We start from the raw sequence: 16,801 nt of genomic DNA on the forward strand, positions 1-16,801 counted from the left end.
GCCGGCAGCCGGGACGGGCGGCAGGGGGAGGCGGGAGCGGGACACCTGGGCCGGATCGGACGTGCGGGCGGCGACGGCGGCCGCGGTGGGCCGCCGGGACGGCGCGGGGGCGACGCGCGAACGGTCGCGATCGCGGCCGGGAGCCGTCGGGTGGTCGCTCAGCCGACCGTCGACCGGTCGACGCCGGAGACCGTCCGGCACGTCCGTCCGTCGACGGCCGCCGGTGATCGGAGCGCCCGTCCCGTCACTGCCTGAACCCGCGTGCCTGCCCACGGTGACGGAATCTAACTGCTGTCACCCCCGATGCCCAGGACCTCGGGACGGGCGCGGCCGCTGTCGTGCCGCTCGGACGCGGCGCAGCCGCCGCACCAGCAACGGGTCGGCCGCGAGCGCCTCGGGGCGGTCGACCAGGGCGTTGAGGACCTGGTAGTACCGGGTGGGCGGGAGCTGGAACAGGTCGCGGATCGCCGTCTCCTTGGCGCCCGGCCGACGCCACCACTGCCGCTCGAACTCGAGCATCGCGCGGTCCCGCGGGGACAGCTCCACCGCGCTGACCTGCGGAAACGCGGGCGCGAACGGCTCCGCGGGCGCGTCGAGGACATCCGCGGGAACCGCGGCGGTGGGGTCGGTGCTCATGCTCGTCTCGCTCCTGCCGTGCTGCGCCGACCCCGGGTGCGGGCGGCTCGGTCGGAACCGTAGCCCCGGCCACCGACGTTTTCGGGCCTGCGGCGGGTGTGACGGGCGGGACGGAGGGGAGGGCGGCGCAGGTCACAGGCCAGCCGGCACGACCTCCGGAAGTGCCCGGCGTGTCCCGGCTCTGGCGTGTCGCACCGTGTCGGCCGTGAAGACCGCGAGCGCGAGCCAGACGATGGCGAACCCGGCCAGCCGGACCGGCGGCATCGGCTCGTCGTAGACGAAGACGCCGATGCTCAGCTGCATCAACGGGGTCACGTACTGGAGCAGGCCGACCGTCGACAGCGGGATCCGTCGGGCAGCGGCGGCGAACAGCAGCAGCGGGATCGCCGTCGCTGCCCCGGAACTGGCGAGCAGCAGCGCCTCGCCCGTGCCGGTGGTGCCGAACGACCCGGCGCCGTCGACGTGCAGGACCGAGAGGACGACGATCGCCGGCCCGGCCACCAGCGCCGTCTCCACCAGCAGCCCCGGTGCCGCCTCGACCCGCACCAGCTTCTTCATCAGGCCGTACAGGCCGAAGCTGCCGGCCAGGCACAGCGCGATCCACGGCGGACGGCCGTAGTCGACGGTCAGGACGGTGACCGCCACCGCGGCGATGGCCACCGCCGTCCACTGCAGGCGGCGCAGCCGCTCGCCGAAGACCACCACGCCGAGGACCACGCTCACCAGCGGGTTGATGAAGTAGCCCAGCGAGGTCTCGACGACGTGGCCGGAGTTCACGGCGTAGACGAAGATCAGCCAGTTCGCCGAGATGAGGGCCGCGGCGCCGGCGAGCACGAACAGCGTCCGCCGGTCGGCGACCGCGGCGCGCACGTGCCCCCAGCGGCGCACGACGGTCAGCAGCAGCGCGACGAAGACCAGCGACCACAGGACGCGGTGCGCCACGATCTCCAGGCCGCCGGCGGGCTCCAGCAGCGGGAAGTAGAGCGGGAACAGGCCCCACATCGAGTAGGCGGCCAGCCCGGAGGCGACCCCCAGGCGTCGTTCGTCCACGAGGGGCGAGCGTACGGCCGCCTCCGCCTACGGCGTCTGGATGTACTCCACCAGCTGCCGGCGCTCCTCTTCCAGCTCGTCGAGCCGCGCCTTGACGACGTCTCCGATGGAGACGATGCCGACCAGGGCGCCGTCGACGGTCACGGGGACGTGCCGGACCCGCGCGTCGGTCATGGTCCGCGCGAGGTCGTCGACCCGCGCCTCCGGCGGGCAGGTGTGGACGTCGGCGGTCATCACGCTGGACACCGGGTCGGTCAGCAGGCTCGCGCCTCGAGCGTGCAGTTCCCGGGCCACGTCCCGCTCGGAGACGATGCCCTCGATGCGGCGCCCGTCCGGGGAGACGACCAGCGCACCGATGCCCTTCTCCGCCAGGACGGCGAGAGCTGTCCGCACGCTCTCCGCGCCGTCGATCGTCGCGACCTCGGGGTTCTTGCCACGCAGCAACTGGCTGATCTGCACGCGTTCCTCCTCGCAAGGCGGTGCGGTGGAGTCTGCCCTGCCGCACCGTCCGGGACAACGTCTCGCCGATCGGCCTACCGTCGGGACGTGCGCGCTCAGCGGCCCAACCCGGTGCAGTGGGTCTGGTACGCCCTGGGCGGCGGCCTGCCGCGTCGCCTCTCCCCGTGGGTGCTGGCCGACACCACGGGCCGGACCTGGGTGTGGCGCCACCTGGCCCGGGCGCTGGTGCAGCTGTTCCCGGCGCTGCTGCTGTGCGTGGTCGCCGTCCCGGTGCCGCTGCCCTACCGGCTGTCCGCGGCCGTCGGCGGTCTGCTGCTCGGCCTGTCCCTCTCGCTGGCCTACGCCGTCGAGACGACGGAGCACCGGGTGGTCAAGGCCGGCTATCCGCCCGGCACGTCCGCGCGGGTCCGGGCCGAGCGGGCGGAGCGGGACCGGGTGGAGCGCTCGCCCTACCGCCGGGACGGGGCGGGCAGCTTCGACTAGGTGCGGAGCCGCGAGGTCGACGCGACGGCGCCCGGTGGCCGTACCGTGACGCGGGTGTCCGCTCCCGGAAGCGCCGCCTGGTGGCGCGAGCACGAGGAACGGCTGCGCCGTCGGCGACCGCACACCGACGGCCTGACCCTCGAGCTCGTGCTCGCCGAGGCGCTGGCGCTGGTCGACGCCGAGGGGATGGACGCGCTGACGGTGCGCGCGCTGGCGGGCCGCCTCGGCACCGGCAGCTCGACGCTGTACCGCCACGTCGCGAGCCGGGACGAGCTCCTCGTGCTCCTCGTGGACGCCGTGCTGGGCGAGCTCCGCCTGCCCGACCCCCGGCTGCCCGGGCGCGTGCGCGTCGAGCAGCTGTCGGCCGAGCTGCGCCGGGTCCTGCGCGGTCACCCGCACGTCGTCCCGGCACTGGGCGGCGCACCGCTGCTCGGGCCGAACGCGATGCGGGCCTCGGCCTGCGGGCTGGAGAACCTGCTCGCGGCCGGACACCCCCCGGACCGGGCGCGCGCCGCCTACCTGGCGCTGCTCGACTACGTCCTCGGCTCGGTGGCGTTCGACGCGGCCGCGGGGTCGCGCGGGGACGGCGGCCCCAGCAGCGACGAGGTCTTCGCGTTCGGGCTGCGCACGTTCCTCGACGGCCTCGGCGAGGGGCTGTCGGATGCGAGCAGCGCTCGCTAGTGTGCCGGGTCACACCCACAAGGAGGCACCGTGGCCCGACCCACCCCCGGAGACGAGCACCTCGCCCACCAGCTACCCGAGCTGCTGCCCGCGGTCGCGACCCCGCACCCGCACTGGCGCGAGAGCCACTTCTTCGACGTCCACCACCCGTCCGGCACCGGCGACGCGGTGTTCTTCACGATGGCCGTGCGGCCGGCGGCGGACAAGATGGACAGCCTGCAGATGGGCCGGGTAGGCGGCCAGCAGATCCTGCACAGCAGCGCACGGACCCTGGGCGACGACCCGCAGACCCCCGAGGTCCCCGGCGCGCGGGTCGAGATCGTCGAGCCGTGGAAGGAGGTCCGGCTCTGGGCCGACCCCGACGTCAGCCCGATCGGGGTGGACCTGGTGTTCCGGGCCCGGACCCAGCCGTACGGGCTGCGCCGCGGCACGATGCGGGCGACCGACGGCGTCGTCTGGGACCAGAGCCACATCCTGCAGTCCGGCACCTGGTCGGGCACCTACACAGTCGACGGCGTCGAGCACGAGGTCGACGGCTGGACCGGGCAGCGGGACCACTCCTGGGGCGTGCGCGACCACGACCGCTGCCCCCTGTGGATCTGGTTCCAGATCCAGCTGGAGGACGGCATGCTCGGTGTCTGGCACTGGGAGCTCGCCAACGGCGCGCGCATCTACACCGACGGCTGCTGGGCCGCCGCCGACGGCAGCGAGCCGGTGCCGCTGGTCGGGTTCGAGTACGACGTCGACTGGCGGGACCGGGACGGCGCCGTCGCGGCGTACGGCAAGCACGGCGAGCAGGTCGCCGGCGTCGCGGGCAGCTGCCGCTTCGTCCTGGCCGACGGCCGCACGATCGACGTCGAGGCCGAGGGCGAATTCGTCCGGCCGTACGAGCCGTTCCACCGCGGGGGGCTCAACGTCGTCCGGGTACGCACCGGTGACGGCCGCACCGGCACCGCCGTCTACGAGGTGACCGGCTCCCGCCACCACCGGTTCTTCCCGGACACCGACGTCGACGGCATCCTGCCGTGCTGAGCATCGCCGACACCCCCGAGGCGCTGACCCCGGAGTGGCTGACCGAGGCCCTCACCGCCTCGGGCTGCCTCTCCGGTGCCCGCGTGGTCACCGCGGACGTCCAGCCCCTCGGCACCGGGCAGATGTGCGACAGCGTGCGGATCCGGCTGGCCTACGACGACGCGGACGCCGGGCCGCCGTCCCTGGTGGCGAAGCTGCCCGCCGCGGACGAGGGCAGCCGGGCCACCGCGATCATGTTCCGGTCGTACGAGAAGGAGGTCCGCTTCTACCAGGAGCTGGCCGGCCGGCTGCCGGTGCGCACGCCCCGGGTCCTGCACGCCGACATCGACGTGCCGACGGCGTCGTTCGTGCTGCTCCTCGAGGACCTCGACCCCGCGCAGCCCGGTGACCAGCTGCTCGGCTGCGACGCGGCGGTCGCGGCGGCCGCCGTCGGCGAACTGGTGAACCTGCACGCGCCGCTGTGGGGCGACCCTGCCCTCGCCCGGTTCGACTGGCTGCACGGAGACCCGGAGGGGCGGGCCGCGCTGCTGCGGGAGGTCCTGCCCACGCTGTGGGCGGGCTTCCAGGAGCGGTACGCGGCACTGCTGGAGCCGCACGTCAAGCAGGCGGGTGACCTGTACTTCCTGCGGCTGGACGCCCGGCCCACGGCCGCCCGACCCCAGACGGTGACGCACACCGACTACCGGCTGGACAACCTGCTCATCGACCCGCAGGGCGTCGTCACCGTCGTCGACTGGCAGACCTGCGGCACCGGGACCGGGCCGAGCGACGTCGCCTACTTCCTCGGCGCGGGACTGGCCCCCGAGGTGCGGCGCGAGGTCGAGGAGGGCCTGGTCCGGAGCTACCACGACGGCCTGGTCGCCGGCGGGGTGACCGGCTACGACTGGGCGGACTGCTGGCAGGACTACCGGCGCGGCACGTGGGCCGGGCTGTCGATGGCGGTGCTCGCGTCGATGAGCGTGAAGCGCACCGACCGCGGCGACCGGATGTTCCTGGCCATGGCCGACCGGCACGCCCGCCACGCGCTCGACCTCGACGCCGCCGACGTCCTGACCTGACCCACTCCCCCCTCTCCCCCTCCGACCGACCGAAGGACACCTGACGTGACCCAGCACCTGATGACCATCAACGGCGAGTCCCGGGACGCCGCGCAGCGCTTCGACGTGATCAACCCGGCGACGGGCGAGCCCTTCGCGACCGCCCCGGAGGCCGACGCGGCGATCCTGGACGACGCCATGGCCGGCGCCCAGCAGGCCTTCCGCAGCTGGAAGCTCGACGACGACGCCCGGCGCGAGGCGCTGCGGCTGGCCGCCAAGGCGCTGGGCGACGCGACCCCGCAGATCGCCACGCTGCTCACCCAGGAGCAGGGCAAGCCGCTGGGCGAGGCGATGTTCGAGGTCATGGGCGTCGGCATGTGGCTGCAGTACTACGCCGACCTCGAGGTGGAGCGGGAGATCGTCCAGGACGACGACGCCGCCTTCGTCGAGGTCGTCCGCCGGCCGATCGGCGTCGTCGCCGCGATCGCACCGTGGAACTTCCCGCTGCTGCTGTCGTCGTGGAAGATCGCCCCGGCGCTGCGCGCGGGCAACACCGTCGTCCTCAAGCCCTCGCCCTACACCCCGCTGTCCTCGCTGGCGATGGTCGCGGTGCTCAACCAGGCGCTGCCGCCGGGCGTGCTGAACGTGGTCACCGGAGGCGACTCGCTGGGTGCCGCGATGACCGCGCACCCCACGCCGCGCAAGGTCAGCTTCACCGGCTCGGTGAGCGCCGGGAAGAAGGTGGCGATCGCCTCGGCGGCGGACCTGAAGCGGGTCACCCTGGAGCTCGGCGGCAACGACCCGGCGATCGTGCTGGACGACGTCGACCCCGCCGTCGTCGGCAAGCAGCTGTTCTCCGCGGCCTTCCAGAACAACGGGCAGACCTGCATCGCGGTCAAGCGCGTCTACGTGCCCGAGAGCCTGCACGACGCGGTGGTCGACGCCCTCGTCGCCGAGGCCGAGAGCGTCGTCGTCGGTGACGGCATGGACGAGGCGACGAAGCTCGGCCCCGTGCAGAACCGGCCGCAGTTCGACCGGGTCGCCGCCCTGGTGCAGGGCGCGCTCGCCTCCGGCGCCAAGGCCGCCGCCGGCGGCGCGGCCCTGGAGCGTCCGGGCTACTTCTTCGCGCCGACGATCCTGACCGACGCCGCGGACGGCACGGAGATCGTCGACGAGGAGCAGTTCGGCCCGGCGCTGCCGGTCATCCCCTACAGCGACCTCGACGAGGCGGTCGAGCGCGCCAACGCGACCACCTACGGGCTCGGGGCCTCCGTGTGGGCCACGGACACCGAGCGCGGCGAGGCCGTGGCGCGGCAGCTGGACGCCGGTTCCGCGTGGGTGAACACGCACGCCGCCCTCGCGCCGAACCTGCCGTTCGGCGGGCTGAAGTGGAGCGGCATCGGCGTGGAGAACGGACCGTGGGGCCTCAAGGGATTCACCGACATGCAGGTGGTGCACCGGCGCAAGCAGTAGCGGGCGGGCCGGCCGGCAGCGGATCCGGATCGGAGCCGACGAGGGGACTTGAACCCCTAACCGCCCGATTACAAGTCGGGTGCGCTACCAATTGCGCCACGTCGGCGAGACGTGGGGACGGAGTCCCGGGACAAGGATAGGGACTCCCTCCCCCGCTCCGTGGTGCGCGGTCGTCGCTCCGGTCAGGAGGTTCCGCTGCCCGCCGGGGGCTCGTCGCGCACGTAGTCCGCCGGGTCGACGCCGCGCGGCGCCCCGGCGGCGAGCCAGCGTGCGAGCCCGTCCGGGTCGCGCCGCTCTAGCTCGTCGAGCACCAGCGTCCGTCGGGCGGCCAGCGCCTGACGGGTGGCCGGTTCCGGGGAGCTGTCCAGCTGCGCGCTCAGGTCCAGCCACTCCTCGCCGAGGGCCTGGGAGCTCGAGGCCCGCACCTGCAGCAGCACCGCTCGGGCGCCGTCGTCGGTGAAGAAGGGCCGGAAGACCGGAGCGGCGGGGTGCAGCGGGGAGAGGACGACCGGCCCCTCCGGCTCGGCCGGCGGTGGTGCGGTGTGCGTAACGCCTCCCGGGGCGGGCCGGCGGACCAGCACGAGGGCCAGGACCAGCAACGCACCCGCGAGCACCGTCACCGTCATCCCGACGAGCAGCGCGGCGCCGCACACGACGAGCAGTCCACCGGCCGTCCACGCCGCCGCGCGCGCTCCCGCGACCCGCGCGCTGGTCGTGACCTGCGACTCCGCCCATGCCGCGCCGGCCGCCGCTCCGCCGACCGCCGCGGTGACGACGAGCAGGGCGACGATCGCCGAGCCCTCCAGGGCGAGCGCCCCGGCCACCGCGAGCACCGCGACGAGCGGGGTCGCGAGCACGGGCGCGAACCGACCGAAGCGACCGGGCACTGGTGTCCTCCTGCGGGGGGTACGACGTCGATGGCCGGCCGCCCGACCACTCGCTGCGACCAGCAGTATCCCCGTCCGTGGCCGCTCGCGCCGTCGAGCCGGCGGCGGGCGCAGCAGCCGGCGGGCATGGTTCGCCGGGTTTCCGCGTTGACCCGTCCAGGCACCCCACAGGCAGCCTCCAGCCGCGCGCCAGTGCGCGGCAGGACAGTGGAGGCGTCGCGCCGGTCGGGTGGCCGCGCGGAGGGAGGAAGCGACCAGTGAGCGAACACGGCCCCTCGGGTCCCACCGGCTCCGGCGAGCCCGCGGAGGGCACGGCGCCGCATTCCGGCCCGGGTCCCGACGTCGGACCGGCGTCCGCGCCCACCGCGCCGCAGCCCTCGCTCGGCGGCGATGGACGCGACCAGCAGCCCTACGGCCCCACCGCCTACGGCTCCCCGTCCTACGGCTCGCCCTCTTACGGTCCGCCGCCCTGGGGGCAGTACCAGCCGGGCACGCAGTCGTACTGGGGTCCGCCCCGGATGCCGACCACCCCCGTGCCCACCGGCTACGGCAGCCCCTCGCCCAGCCTGTTCGGCGCGCCTGCGAGCGACCCCGCGCCCGCGCGCCGCAGTTCCCGCCTCCGCATCGGCCTGGCCGGGCTCGCCGCCGGTGCCCTGATCGGCGGCGCCGCCGGCGCGGGCGTGGTGACGCTCGTCGACGACGGCAGCCTGGCCGGCGGTTCGCCGGTCGCCGCGCAGAACGTCGTCATCGAGAACCCGGAGACCGCGACGACCGCCACCGCGGCCGCCGCGAAGGCCGCGCCCAGCGTCGTCACTCTCTACGTGAGCGGCGCCCGGAGCTCCGGCAGCGGCTCGGGGGTCGTGCTCACCGAGGACGGCTACGTGCTCACCAACAACCACGTCGTCGTCGGCGAGAGCGGCGATCCGGGCCAGGTGCAGGTGCGCACCAGCGACGGCACCCTCTACGACGCCGAGGTCGTCGGCACCGACCCCGCCTCGGACCTGGCGGTCGTCCTGCTCGACGGCGCCGAGGACCTGGTTCCCGCCACCTTCGCCGACTCCGACGAGGTGCAGGTGGGCGACGTCGCGGTCGCGATCGGCGCTCCGCTGGGGCTCACCAACACCGTCACCGACGGCATCGTCAGCGCCACGGGCCGCGCCGTCGCCACCGGGCAGGCGCGCGACGAGGCCACCGTCATCGACGCCATCCAGACCGACGCCGCGATCAATCCCGGCAACTCCGGTGGCGCCCTCGTCAACGGCGCCGGCGAGGTCATCGGCATCAACACCGCGATCGCGACGGTGGCCTCCGGTGGCTTCGGCGAGACGCAGAGCGGCAACATCGGCGTCGGCTTCGCCATCCCGAGCAACACCGCCAAGCGCATCGGCGAGCAGCTCATGGCGACCGGCGAGGCGACCCGCGCCTTCCTCGGTGTCAGCGCCCGCACCGCCACCGGCGGTGGGAACGCCGAGATCGGCAGCGGCGCGGAGGTCGTGGAGGTCACCGACGGCAGCGCCGCCGACGACGCCGGCATCCGGGTGGGCGACGTCGTCACCGCCGTCGGCGACCGTCCGGTGACCACCTCCACCGAGCTCACCGCCGCGGTGCGCAGCCAGGCGCCGGGCGAGACCGTCGCGCTGACCGTGCGCCGCGACGGGAACACCCGCACGATCGAGGTCACCCTCGGGGAGACGAGCTAGCCTCCCTAGGCTCGGGACGTGCCGGAACCCCGACCGTCGCTCGCGCTGACGGCTTCGCTGGACGATCCGCAGCGGGAGCGCGACCTGGCCCGGATGAAGCGGCTGGCGACCGGCCTGTTCCTCTTGGCCGCCGTCGTCTTCGTCGTCTGCACCCTGGTGGGCACCGAGCACGGCGCCTGGATCGGCTACGTGCGCGCCACCGCCGAGGCCTCGATGGTCGGCGCGCTGGCCGACTGGTTCGCCGTCACGGCGCTGTTCCGGCACCCGCTGCGGCTGCCGATCCCGCACACCGCGATCATCCCGCGCAAGAAGGACCAGATCGGCGAGAGCCTGGGCGCGTTCGTCCAGGAGAACTTCCTGACCCGTGCCGTGGTCGAGGAGAAGCTGACCACCATCGACGTCCCCACCCGGCTCGGGGACTTCCTCGCCGCGCCCGGCCGCGCCGAGCGGCTGTCCGGGGACGCGGCCGCGGCCCTGACCGCGCTGACCGACCTGCTGCGCGACGAGGACCTCGAGCCCGCCGTCGCCGCGATCGTCGAGCGCAAGCTGCACGCCACCGAGGCGGCTCCCGTGCTCGCCCGGGTGCTGGAGCTGGTCGTCGACGGCGACCGCCACCAGGAGGTGCTTTCCGCCGCGCTGCGGCTGCTGTCGCGCTTCCTGCACGACAACCGCGTGGTGTTCCGCGCCCAGCTCGGTGACGCCTCCCCCGCCTGGGTGCCCGACTGGGTGGACGACCGGGTGTTCGACCGCGCCTTCGCCGGTGTCCAGCAGTTCCTCGACGAGGTGGGTGCCGATCCGCGGCACGAGCTGCGCCGCTCCTACGACGACAGGCTGCGCGCCTACGTGCACGCGCTGCGTACCGATCCCGAGACCGCCGCCCGCGTGGAGGCGCTCAAGAAGGAGCTGCTCGAGCACCCGGCGGTGCGCGCCTGGTCCGGCTCGCTGTGGTCCAACGCGAAGGGTGCGGTGCTCGCCGCGGCGGCCGACCCCGGGTCGGAGCTGCGATCGCGGGTCACCGCGCTGATCCTCGACGGCGCCCGCCTGCTGCGCACCGACCGCACCGTCCGCGAGCTGGTGCAACGGCACGCGCACGGCATCGCCGGCCACCTGGTCGACCGGTTCGCCGGCGACCTCGCCGAGCTGGTGAGCAGCACCGTCGCCCGCTGGGACACCGAGGAGACCAGCCGGCGCATCGAGCTGCAGGTCGGCCGCGACCTGCAGTGGATCCGGGTCAACGGCACCGTCGTCGGCGGCCTCGCCGGCCTGGTGATCTACACGGTCGCCCAGCTGATCGGCTGACCCCGCCCGCCGGCCCCGCCGATGATCAGCTCACCTGATCATCGAGCGTCCTCCCTCAGCGCAGACGGTGAGGGAGGACGCGCTGGGATCAGGTCAGCTGATCATCCGCGGCGGGCGGCGGCGGCCTGGTACAGCGCGATGCCCGCCGCGACGCTCACGTTGAGCGACTCGGTGTCCCGGTCGATCGGGATGCGGACGACGACGTCGCACTTCTCCCGCACCAGCCGCGAGAGCCCCGCGCCCTCCGCGCCGACCACCAGGGCCACCGGGTCGGCGAACCCGTCGTACTCGTGCAGGTCGACGTCGCCGTCACCGGCCAGGCCGACCGTCTGCAGCCCGGCGTCCTGGTAGGCGGCCAGCGCACGCGGCAGGTTCACCGCCCGCGCCACCGGGATGCGGGCGGCCGCGCCGGCGCTGGTCCGCCACGCCGAGGCGGTCATCCCGACGGCCCGCCGCTGCGGGACGACGACGCCGTGCGCGTCGAACGCGGCGGCCGAGCGGACGACGGCGCCGAGGTTGCGCGGGTCGGTGACGCCGTCGAGCGCCACCAGCAGCGGCGGCCGGCCGGAGTTGCGGGCCAGGTCCAGCAGGTCGTCGGGGTGGGCGTAGTCGTAGGGCGGCACCTGCAGCCCGATGCCCTGGTGCAGCGCGCCCTGGGACATCCGGTCGAACTCCGCCTTGCCCACCTCCAGCAGGGGGAGCCCGCGATCGGCGGCCAGGGTGACCGCCTCGGTGATCCGGTCGTCGGTGGTCCGGGCGGTGTCGCCGGTGACCACGTACAACGCGGTCGCCGGGATCTGCGCGCGCAGCGCCTCGACGACGGGGTTGCGGCCGAGCAGCAGCTCCGGCGACTCCTCGGCGCGCTGGCGAGCGCGGGTCCGCTCGGCGCGCTGCCGCTCCTGCGCCTGGGCGCGCCGCTGGGCAGGGTGCCCGTAGCGCTGCTCGGCGGGCGGGGTCGCCCCGCGGCCGGCCAGGGAGCGGCGGTTCTTGCCGCCGGTCCCGGCGGTCGCGGTCTTCTTCCCCGCACCGGTCGTGCGGCCGCGGCGCTGGCTGTTGCCGGCCATCAGCGGGTCAGCTCCCATCGGGGTCCGTGCGGGGTGTCCTCGACGGCGACGCCGAGGGCGGTGAGCTGGTCGCGGATGGCGTCGGCCGCGGCGAAGTCCTTGCGGGCGCGGGCGGCCTGGCGCTGCTCGAGCGCGAGGGCGACCAGGCCGTCGGTGGCCTCGGCCAGCCGGGTGTCGGCGCCGCCGGCCCACCGCGGGTCGAGCGGGTCGAGCCCGAGGACGCCGAGCATCCCGCGCACCGCGCCCAGCGCTGTGGCGACGTCGTCGTCCCCACCGCCGGCCAGCGCCGTGTTGCCCTCGCGCACGTGGTCGTGGATCACCGCGACGGCGGCCGGCGTGCCCAGGTCGTCGTCCAGGGCGGCGGCGAAGGCCGGCGGCAGGTGGGTCGCGACGTCGCCGACCCGCTCGGCTGCCCGCTTCACGAACGACTCGATCCGCCGGTAGGCCGAGGCGGCCTCGGCGAGCGCGTCGTCGGTGAACTCGATCGCCGAGCGGTAGTGCGGCGCGGCCAGGTAGTAGCGCAGCTCCACCGGCCGGACGCGCTTGACCACCTCGTCGACCAGCGCGGTGTTGCCCAACGACTTGCTCATCTTCTCGCCGCCGAGGGTGACCCAGCCGTTGTGCAGCCAGTAGCGTGCGAAGCCGTCGCCGGCGGCCCGCGACTGGGCCTGCTCGTTCTCGTGGTGCGGGAAGCGCAGGTCGAGGCCGCCGCCGTGGATGTCGAACTCCGCACCCAGGTACTTGCCCGCCATCGCGGAGCACTCCAGGTGCCAGCCCGGCCGCCCGCGCCCCCAGGGGGTGGCCCAGGAGGCGGTCTCCGGGTCGCCCGGCTTGCTGGCCTTCCAGAGTGCGAAGTCGCGGGGGTCGCGCTTGCGCTCGTCGCTGTCGGTGTCGGCGGCCGGCTCGAGGTTCTCCAGCTTCTGCCCGGTGAGCGCGCCGTACTCCGGGAACGAGCGGACGTCGAAGTAGACGTCGCCGTCGACGGCGTAGGCGTGCCCGCGCTCGATCAGCCGCTCCATGAGCTCGACCATCTCCGGGATGTGCCCGGTGGCGCGCGGCTCGTAGGTGGGCGGCAGGACACCGAGGACGTCGAGGGCGCGCGTGGCGGCGAGCTCGTTGTCGTAGGCCCACGCCCACCACGGGACGCCGTGCTCGGCCGACTTGGCGAGGATCTTGTCGTCGATGTCGGTGACGTTGCGGACGTAGGTGACCTCGAACCCGCTGTGCGTCAGCCACCGGCGCAGCACGTCGAAGGCGAGCGCCGCGCGGACGTGGCCGATGTGCGGCGGGCCCTGCACGGTGAGCCCGCAGACGTAGACGGACGCCTGACCGGCACGCAGGGGCGTGAAGTCGCGGACCGCGCGGGCGGCCGTGTCGTACAGGCGGAGGCTCACCGCGCGAAGTTTACGTAGCGCGGCGTGGACACCGCGGGGAGTCTACGGAGCCGGTGCGCCCGGCTGCGCCGCGTCCGCGCCGCTCTCCCCCGTCCGGACCACCAGGGCGGTGGCGATGGCCGCCCGTCCCTCGCCGCGGCCGGTCAGCCCCAGCCCGTCGGTGGTGGTCGCGGTGAGGCTCACCGGCGCCCCGAGCGCCGCGGTCAAGACCGCCTCGGCCTCGCCGCGCCGCGGGCCGATCTTGGGGCTGTTCCCGATCAGCTGCACCGACGCGTTGCCCACCTGCCAGCCGGCGGCGTGGAGCACCTCGCGCACGTGCACCAGGACGTCGGCGCCCCGGGCGCCGGCCCAGCGGGGGTCGTCGGTGCCGAGCAGCCCGCCGATGTCGCCCATCCCGGCGGCGGACAGCACGGCGTCGGTGAGCGCGTGGGCCACGACGTCGCCGTCGGAGTGCCCCGCGCAGCCGTCGGCTCCGGGCCACTCCAGGCCGGCCAGCCAGCAGGGCCGTCCGGCCTCGATCGGGTGCACGTCGGTGCCGGTGCCGACGCGCGGCAGCCCGGTCACCGGGCCACCTGACTCATCGGTTCGACTCCCGGCTCGTTCCGCTCCTCGGTCGCTGGCGCTCCCTGCGATGCTCGCTCACCCGTCGTCCTCACGGTCGCCTCGGCCAGGACCAGGTCGTGCGGCACCGTCACCTTCGCGGCCCGTTCGTCGCCGGGGACGGTGAGCACCGGGACGCCGGCCGCGCGGACCACGGTCGCGTCGTCGGTGAGGTCGGCGTCGGGCGGCAGGTCGGCGTAGGCGGCGCTGAGCACCGCGCGGGCGAAGCCCTGGGGGGTCTGCACCCGGCGGAGGGCGGCACGCGGCGGGGCGTCGGTGATCACCCCGGCATCGTCCACGGTCACCGTGGTGTCGACGACGGGCAGGACCGGCACGACGGCCGGATGACCGTCGCCGAGCGCGCTCAGGACGCGGCGCACCAGCTCCGGCGGCGTCAGTGGCCGGGCGGCGTCGTGCACGAGGACGACGTCGGCCTGCGCGGTCGCGGCATCGAGGCACGCCCGGACCGAGCCGGTCCGGCTGGCCCCGCCGTCGACGAGGCGAACGCCCGGCAGGGCGACGGCGAACGCCTCCCGCTGCGCAGCAGGCACCGCGACGACGATCTCGGCGACCCCGCCCGCGCGTAGGGCCTCGACCGACCAGGCCACCAGCGGGCGACCGGCCAGCGGCACCAGCGCCTTCGGCAGGCCTGCCCCCAGACGCGAACCACTCCCGGCCGCTGCGACGATCGCGACAGCGTGCACGGGAGTGGTCCGGTTCGTTCTGGTGTGCTGAGGAGCGCTCAGCTGGCGAGGACCTCGTCGAGCAGGATCTCGGCCTTGTCCTCGTTGGTGCCCTCGGCGAGCGCGAGCTCGCTGACCAGGATCTGCCGCGCCTTGGAGAGCATGCGCTTCTCCCCGGCCGACAGCCCGCGGTCCTTGTCGCGGCGCCAGAGGTCGCGCACGACCTCGGCCACCTTGTTGACGTCGCCCGAGGCCAGCTTCTCGAGGTTGGCCTTGTAGCGGCGGGACCAGTTGGTCGGCTCCTCGGTGTGCGGTGCGCGGAGCACCTCGAACACCTTGTTCAGCCCCTCCTGACCCACGACGTCCCGGACACCGACGATCTCCGCGTTGTCGGCGGGTACGCGCACGGTCAGGTCGCCCTGAGCGACCTTCAGAACCAGGTAAGCCTTCTCGACGCCCTTGATGGTCCGCTGCTCGATCGCCTCGATGAGCGCAGCACCATGATGCGGATAGACGACGGTCTCGCCGACAGTGAAGCCCATGTGAATGTGACCCCTTTCGCTCCCTAGATCTTACCACGGCAAACTGATTCAACGGACCCTCACGTAATTGCAAAGCCGCAGGTCAGAAGGCCGGTCCATCGCCGCGAAGGGGTTGACAGAGGCATGTCCGATGTGCGTCGACCCGGCTCCGGAACGGCTCTCGCGACCGCTCTGGTGCGCGCCACGCACCCCGGTCCGGCGGTCGCGGTCACGGCCGTCGCCACGCTGCTCGCCGTCGCCGCAGGCGTCGGCGGTGGACGCGCGGTCCTGGTCTGCCTGGCCGTTCTCGCAGGTCAGGCGTCCATCGGCTGGAGCAACGACTGGCTGGACGCCGATCGGGACCGGGCGGTGGCCCGGCCGGACAAGCCGGTGGTGCAGGGCGCCGTCGCCCCGTCGTCGCTGCGGGCCGCCGCGCTGCTCTCCGTCGGGGCCGCCGTCGTCCTCTCGCTGGCGCTCGGCGTCGTCGCCGGGGTGCTGTTGCTCGTCCTCGTGGCCAGCGGTTGGGCCTACAACGCCGGGCTGAAGCGCACCGCCGCCTCGGTGCTGCCCTACGTCCTCGGCTTCGGCGCCCTACCGGCGGGCGTCGTCGCCGCGGCCCCCGGCACACCGTCGGCGCCCTGGTGGCTGGTCGCCGCGGGTGGGGCCCTCGGGGCGGCCGCGCACCTGGCCAACGTCGCCCCGGACCTGGAGGACGACCTGGCGACCGGTGTGCGCGGGCTGCCGCACCGGCTGGGCGCGGTCGGCTCGGCCGTCACCTCCGCCGTCCTGCTGCTCGGCGCGGCGGCCCTGCTCGTCCTCGCCCCCGAGGGCCCGCCGACCCCCACCGGCTGGGCCGGCCTCGTCGTCGCGGTGCCGGTGGCGGGCATCGCCGCGCTCGCGGGCACACCGAGGGGACGACGCCTCGCCTTCCCCGCCGTGATGGTCCTGACCGTGCTCACCGTCGTGCTGCTCCTGCTCGGCGGGGCGGGCCTCACCTGAGCCCCGACGTGTCCGGTTGCCTTCCCTGCGGGCGGAGGGCCGGGGGCGACCGTTACGCTCCGGAGGATCCCCCGGCCGTCGCTCCCGCGACGGCCGGACCGAACCGTGTGGAGGTCGACGGCTGTGAACCGCGCCCTGCGCGCCGCCACCCTGGGCGTTGCGCTGCTCTTTCCCGTCACGCTCAGCGCGTGCAGCGCGGGACAGGTCACGCAGACCGCCACGCAGGACCGGGACCAGACCGGCTCCATGGCGCGGGTCGGCTCGATCGAGCTGCGCCAGGTGCAGCTGCTCTACCCGCCCCGCGGCACCTCCTACGACGCCGGTGACGACGCCGATCTGCGGGTGTCGATCGTCAACAGCGGCCAGGAGGCCGACCGGCTCGTCTCCGTCGAGGGCGAGGGCTTCGCGTCCGCCGAGCTCTCGGGTGACACGACCAGGGCGGCCCTGGCGGGCCGCCCGCTGGGCAGCGTCCCCGTCGTCGAGTCGAACGGGATCGAGCTGCCGGCGAGGAGCACCGTCTTCGTCGGCGAGGACGACGTCACCATCACCCTGACCGACCTGGAGGAGTCCCTCACCGTCGGTCAGTACCTCACCCTCGTGTTCACCTTCGAGAACGCGGGCGAGGTCACCGTGCGCGCGACCGTGGACACCCCCGACGAGGAGGTCCGGCGCGGCCAGTCGTTCGACTTCCACGAGGAGGAGGGCGAGGGCACCGAGTCCGGCGAGGAGATCGCCCGCGAGCGGGAGTCCGACGTCGGCGACTGAGTCGCCTTCCCCGAAACCGTCGTACGCGGCGGTTAGCG

Annotated in this window: 18 protein-coding genes and 1 tRNA gene; 9 read left to right on the plus strand and 10 right to left on the minus strand. The window is 74.5% G+C overall.

The annotated features are described in order from the left end of the window. Positions 1–294 precede the first annotated feature (294 nt). The 3 genes from A6V29_RS15170 to A6V29_RS15180 all read right to left on the minus strand — a co-directional run bounded on the left by A6V29_RS15170 (position 295) and on the right by A6V29_RS15180 (position 2,145). On the minus strand, positions 295–636 hold the full coding sequence (locus A6V29_RS15170; protein WP_137161082.1) for a DUF3263 domain-containing protein: 342 nt from the start codon (positions 634–636) through the stop codon (positions 295–297). Positions 637–768: 132 nt separating this feature from the next. Beyond that, complete coding sequence (gene rarD, locus A6V29_RS15175) at positions 769–1,686, minus strand: EamA family transporter RarD (protein WP_137161083.1); 918 nt, start codon at positions 1,684–1,686, stop codon at positions 769–771. A 27-nt stretch (positions 1,687–1,713) separates the two neighbouring features. Further along, positions 1,714–2,145: a CBS domain-containing protein gene (locus A6V29_RS15180; RefSeq protein WP_137161084.1), complete on the minus strand. Its 432-nt coding sequence runs from the start codon at positions 2,143–2,145 to the stop codon at positions 1,714–1,716. Between the two features lie 87 nt (positions 2,146–2,232). Between A6V29_RS15180 and A6V29_RS15185 the strand changes: the two genes are divergently transcribed. The 5 genes from A6V29_RS15185 to A6V29_RS15205 are packed head-to-tail and all read left to right on the plus strand — an operon-like array spanning position 2,233 to position 6,851. Then, positions 2,233–2,628 carry a DUF5313 family protein gene (locus A6V29_RS15185; RefSeq protein ID WP_137161085.1) on the plus strand — a complete coding sequence of 132 codons (396 nt, stop codon included), beginning with the start codon at positions 2,233–2,235 and terminating at the stop codon, positions 2,626–2,628. Between the two features lie 54 nt (positions 2,629–2,682). Continuing rightward, positions 2,683–3,309, plus strand: coding sequence for a TetR/AcrR family transcriptional regulator (locus A6V29_RS15190; RefSeq protein ID WP_137161086.1), 627 nt, complete (start codon positions 2,683–2,685; stop codon positions 3,307–3,309). A 30-nt stretch (positions 3,310–3,339) separates the two neighbouring features. Then, entirely contained in the window at positions 3,340–4,341 is a 1,002-nt protein-coding gene (locus tag A6V29_RS15195; protein ID WP_137161087.1) for an Rv3169 family protein, read from the plus strand. Further along, positions 4,335–5,399, plus strand: a complete 1,065-nt coding sequence (locus A6V29_RS15200) for a phosphotransferase family protein (protein WP_137161088.1) — start codon at positions 4,335–4,337, stop codon at positions 5,397–5,399. The genes A6V29_RS15195 and A6V29_RS15200 overlap by 7 nt, the downstream gene beginning before the upstream one ends. Positions 5,400–5,444: 45 nt before the next feature. Further along, positions 5,445–6,851, plus strand: a complete 1,407-nt coding sequence (locus A6V29_RS15205; protein WP_212719438.1) for an aldehyde dehydrogenase family protein — start codon at positions 5,445–5,447, stop codon at positions 6,849–6,851. A 33-nt stretch (positions 6,852–6,884) separates the two neighbouring features. Here the strand turns inward: A6V29_RS15205 and A6V29_RS15210 are convergent. Together A6V29_RS15210 and A6V29_RS15215 are read right to left on the minus strand one after the other, a co-directional pair. Beyond that, positions 6,885–6,957: transfer RNA gene (locus tag A6V29_RS15210), tRNA-Thr, on the minus strand. Positions 6,958–7,033: 76 nt separating this feature from the next. Beyond that, positions 7,034–7,708, minus strand: coding sequence for a hypothetical protein (locus tag A6V29_RS15215; protein WP_137161089.1), 675 nt, complete (start codon positions 7,706–7,708; stop codon positions 7,034–7,036). 548 nt (positions 7,709–8,256) lie between these two features. Between A6V29_RS15215 and A6V29_RS15220 the strand changes: the two genes are divergently transcribed. Both A6V29_RS15220 and A6V29_RS15225 read left to right on the plus strand, forming a co-directional pair. Then, positions 8,257–9,438: a S1C family serine protease gene (locus tag A6V29_RS15220; protein WP_137161090.1), complete on the plus strand. Its 1,182-nt coding sequence runs from the start codon at positions 8,257–8,259 to the stop codon at positions 9,436–9,438. Positions 9,439–9,456: 18 nt separating this feature from the next. Further along, positions 9,457–10,737, plus strand: a complete 1,281-nt coding sequence (locus A6V29_RS15225) for a DUF445 domain-containing protein (protein WP_249933260.1) — start codon at positions 9,457–9,459, stop codon at positions 10,735–10,737. A 101-nt stretch (positions 10,738–10,838) separates the two neighbouring features. On the opposite strand, the gene rlmB is transcribed toward A6V29_RS15225, so the two are convergent. From rlmB to A6V29_RS15250, 5 genes are read right to left on the minus strand one after another with little or no spacing between them, the layout of a single operon-like run. After that, positions 10,839–11,819, minus strand: coding sequence for a 23S rRNA (guanosine(2251)-2'-O)-methyltransferase RlmB (gene rlmB, locus A6V29_RS15230; protein ID WP_249933261.1), 981 nt, complete (start codon positions 11,817–11,819; stop codon positions 10,839–10,841). Then, positions 11,801–13,195, minus strand: coding sequence for a cysteine--tRNA ligase (gene cysS, locus A6V29_RS15235; protein ID WP_137161091.1), 1,395 nt, complete (start codon positions 13,193–13,195; stop codon positions 11,801–11,803). Before cysS ends, rlmB begins: the two co-directional genes overlap by 19 nt. Positions 13,196–13,237: 42 nt before the next feature. Beyond that, a complete protein-coding gene (ispF, locus tag A6V29_RS15240; RefSeq protein WP_137161092.1) occupies positions 13,238–13,759 on the minus strand; it encodes a 2-C-methyl-D-erythritol 2,4-cyclodiphosphate synthase in 522 nt (173 codons plus the stop codon). Beyond that, positions 13,756–14,499 (minus strand): 2-C-methyl-D-erythritol 4-phosphate cytidylyltransferase, encoded by a 744-nt coding sequence (gene ispD, locus A6V29_RS15245; protein ID WP_137161093.1) that lies wholly within the window; start codon positions 14,497–14,499, stop codon positions 13,756–13,758. The genes ispF and ispD overlap by 4 nt, the downstream gene beginning before the upstream one ends. Before the next feature lie 38 nt (positions 14,500–14,537). Continuing rightward, the gene (locus A6V29_RS15250) at positions 14,538–15,020 is read right to left on the minus strand and encodes a CarD family transcriptional regulator (RefSeq protein ID WP_091767428.1); all 483 of its coding nucleotides are present in this window, start codon (positions 15,018–15,020) and stop codon (positions 14,538–14,540) included. Positions 15,021–15,143: 123 nt separating this feature from the next. On the opposite strand from A6V29_RS15250, the gene A6V29_RS15255 reads away from it, so the two are divergent. Together A6V29_RS15255 and A6V29_RS15260 are read left to right on the plus strand one after the other, a co-directional pair. Continuing rightward, the gene (locus A6V29_RS15255; RefSeq protein ID WP_137161094.1) at positions 15,144–15,998 is read left to right on the plus strand and encodes a UbiA family prenyltransferase; all 855 of its coding nucleotides are present in this window, start codon (positions 15,144–15,146) and stop codon (positions 15,996–15,998) included. Positions 15,999–16,121: 123 nt separating this feature from the next. Next, positions 16,122–16,763, plus strand: a complete 642-nt coding sequence (locus tag A6V29_RS15260; protein ID WP_137161095.1) for a copper chaperone PCu(A)C domain-containing protein — start codon at positions 16,122–16,124, stop codon at positions 16,761–16,763. Positions 16,764–16,801 lie beyond the last annotated feature (38 nt).

Source organism: Blastococcus sp. CCUG 61487 (assembly GCF_005222955.1).
Taxonomy (GTDB): Bacteria; Actinomycetota; Actinomycetes; order Mycobacteriales; family Geodermatophilaceae; genus Blastococcus.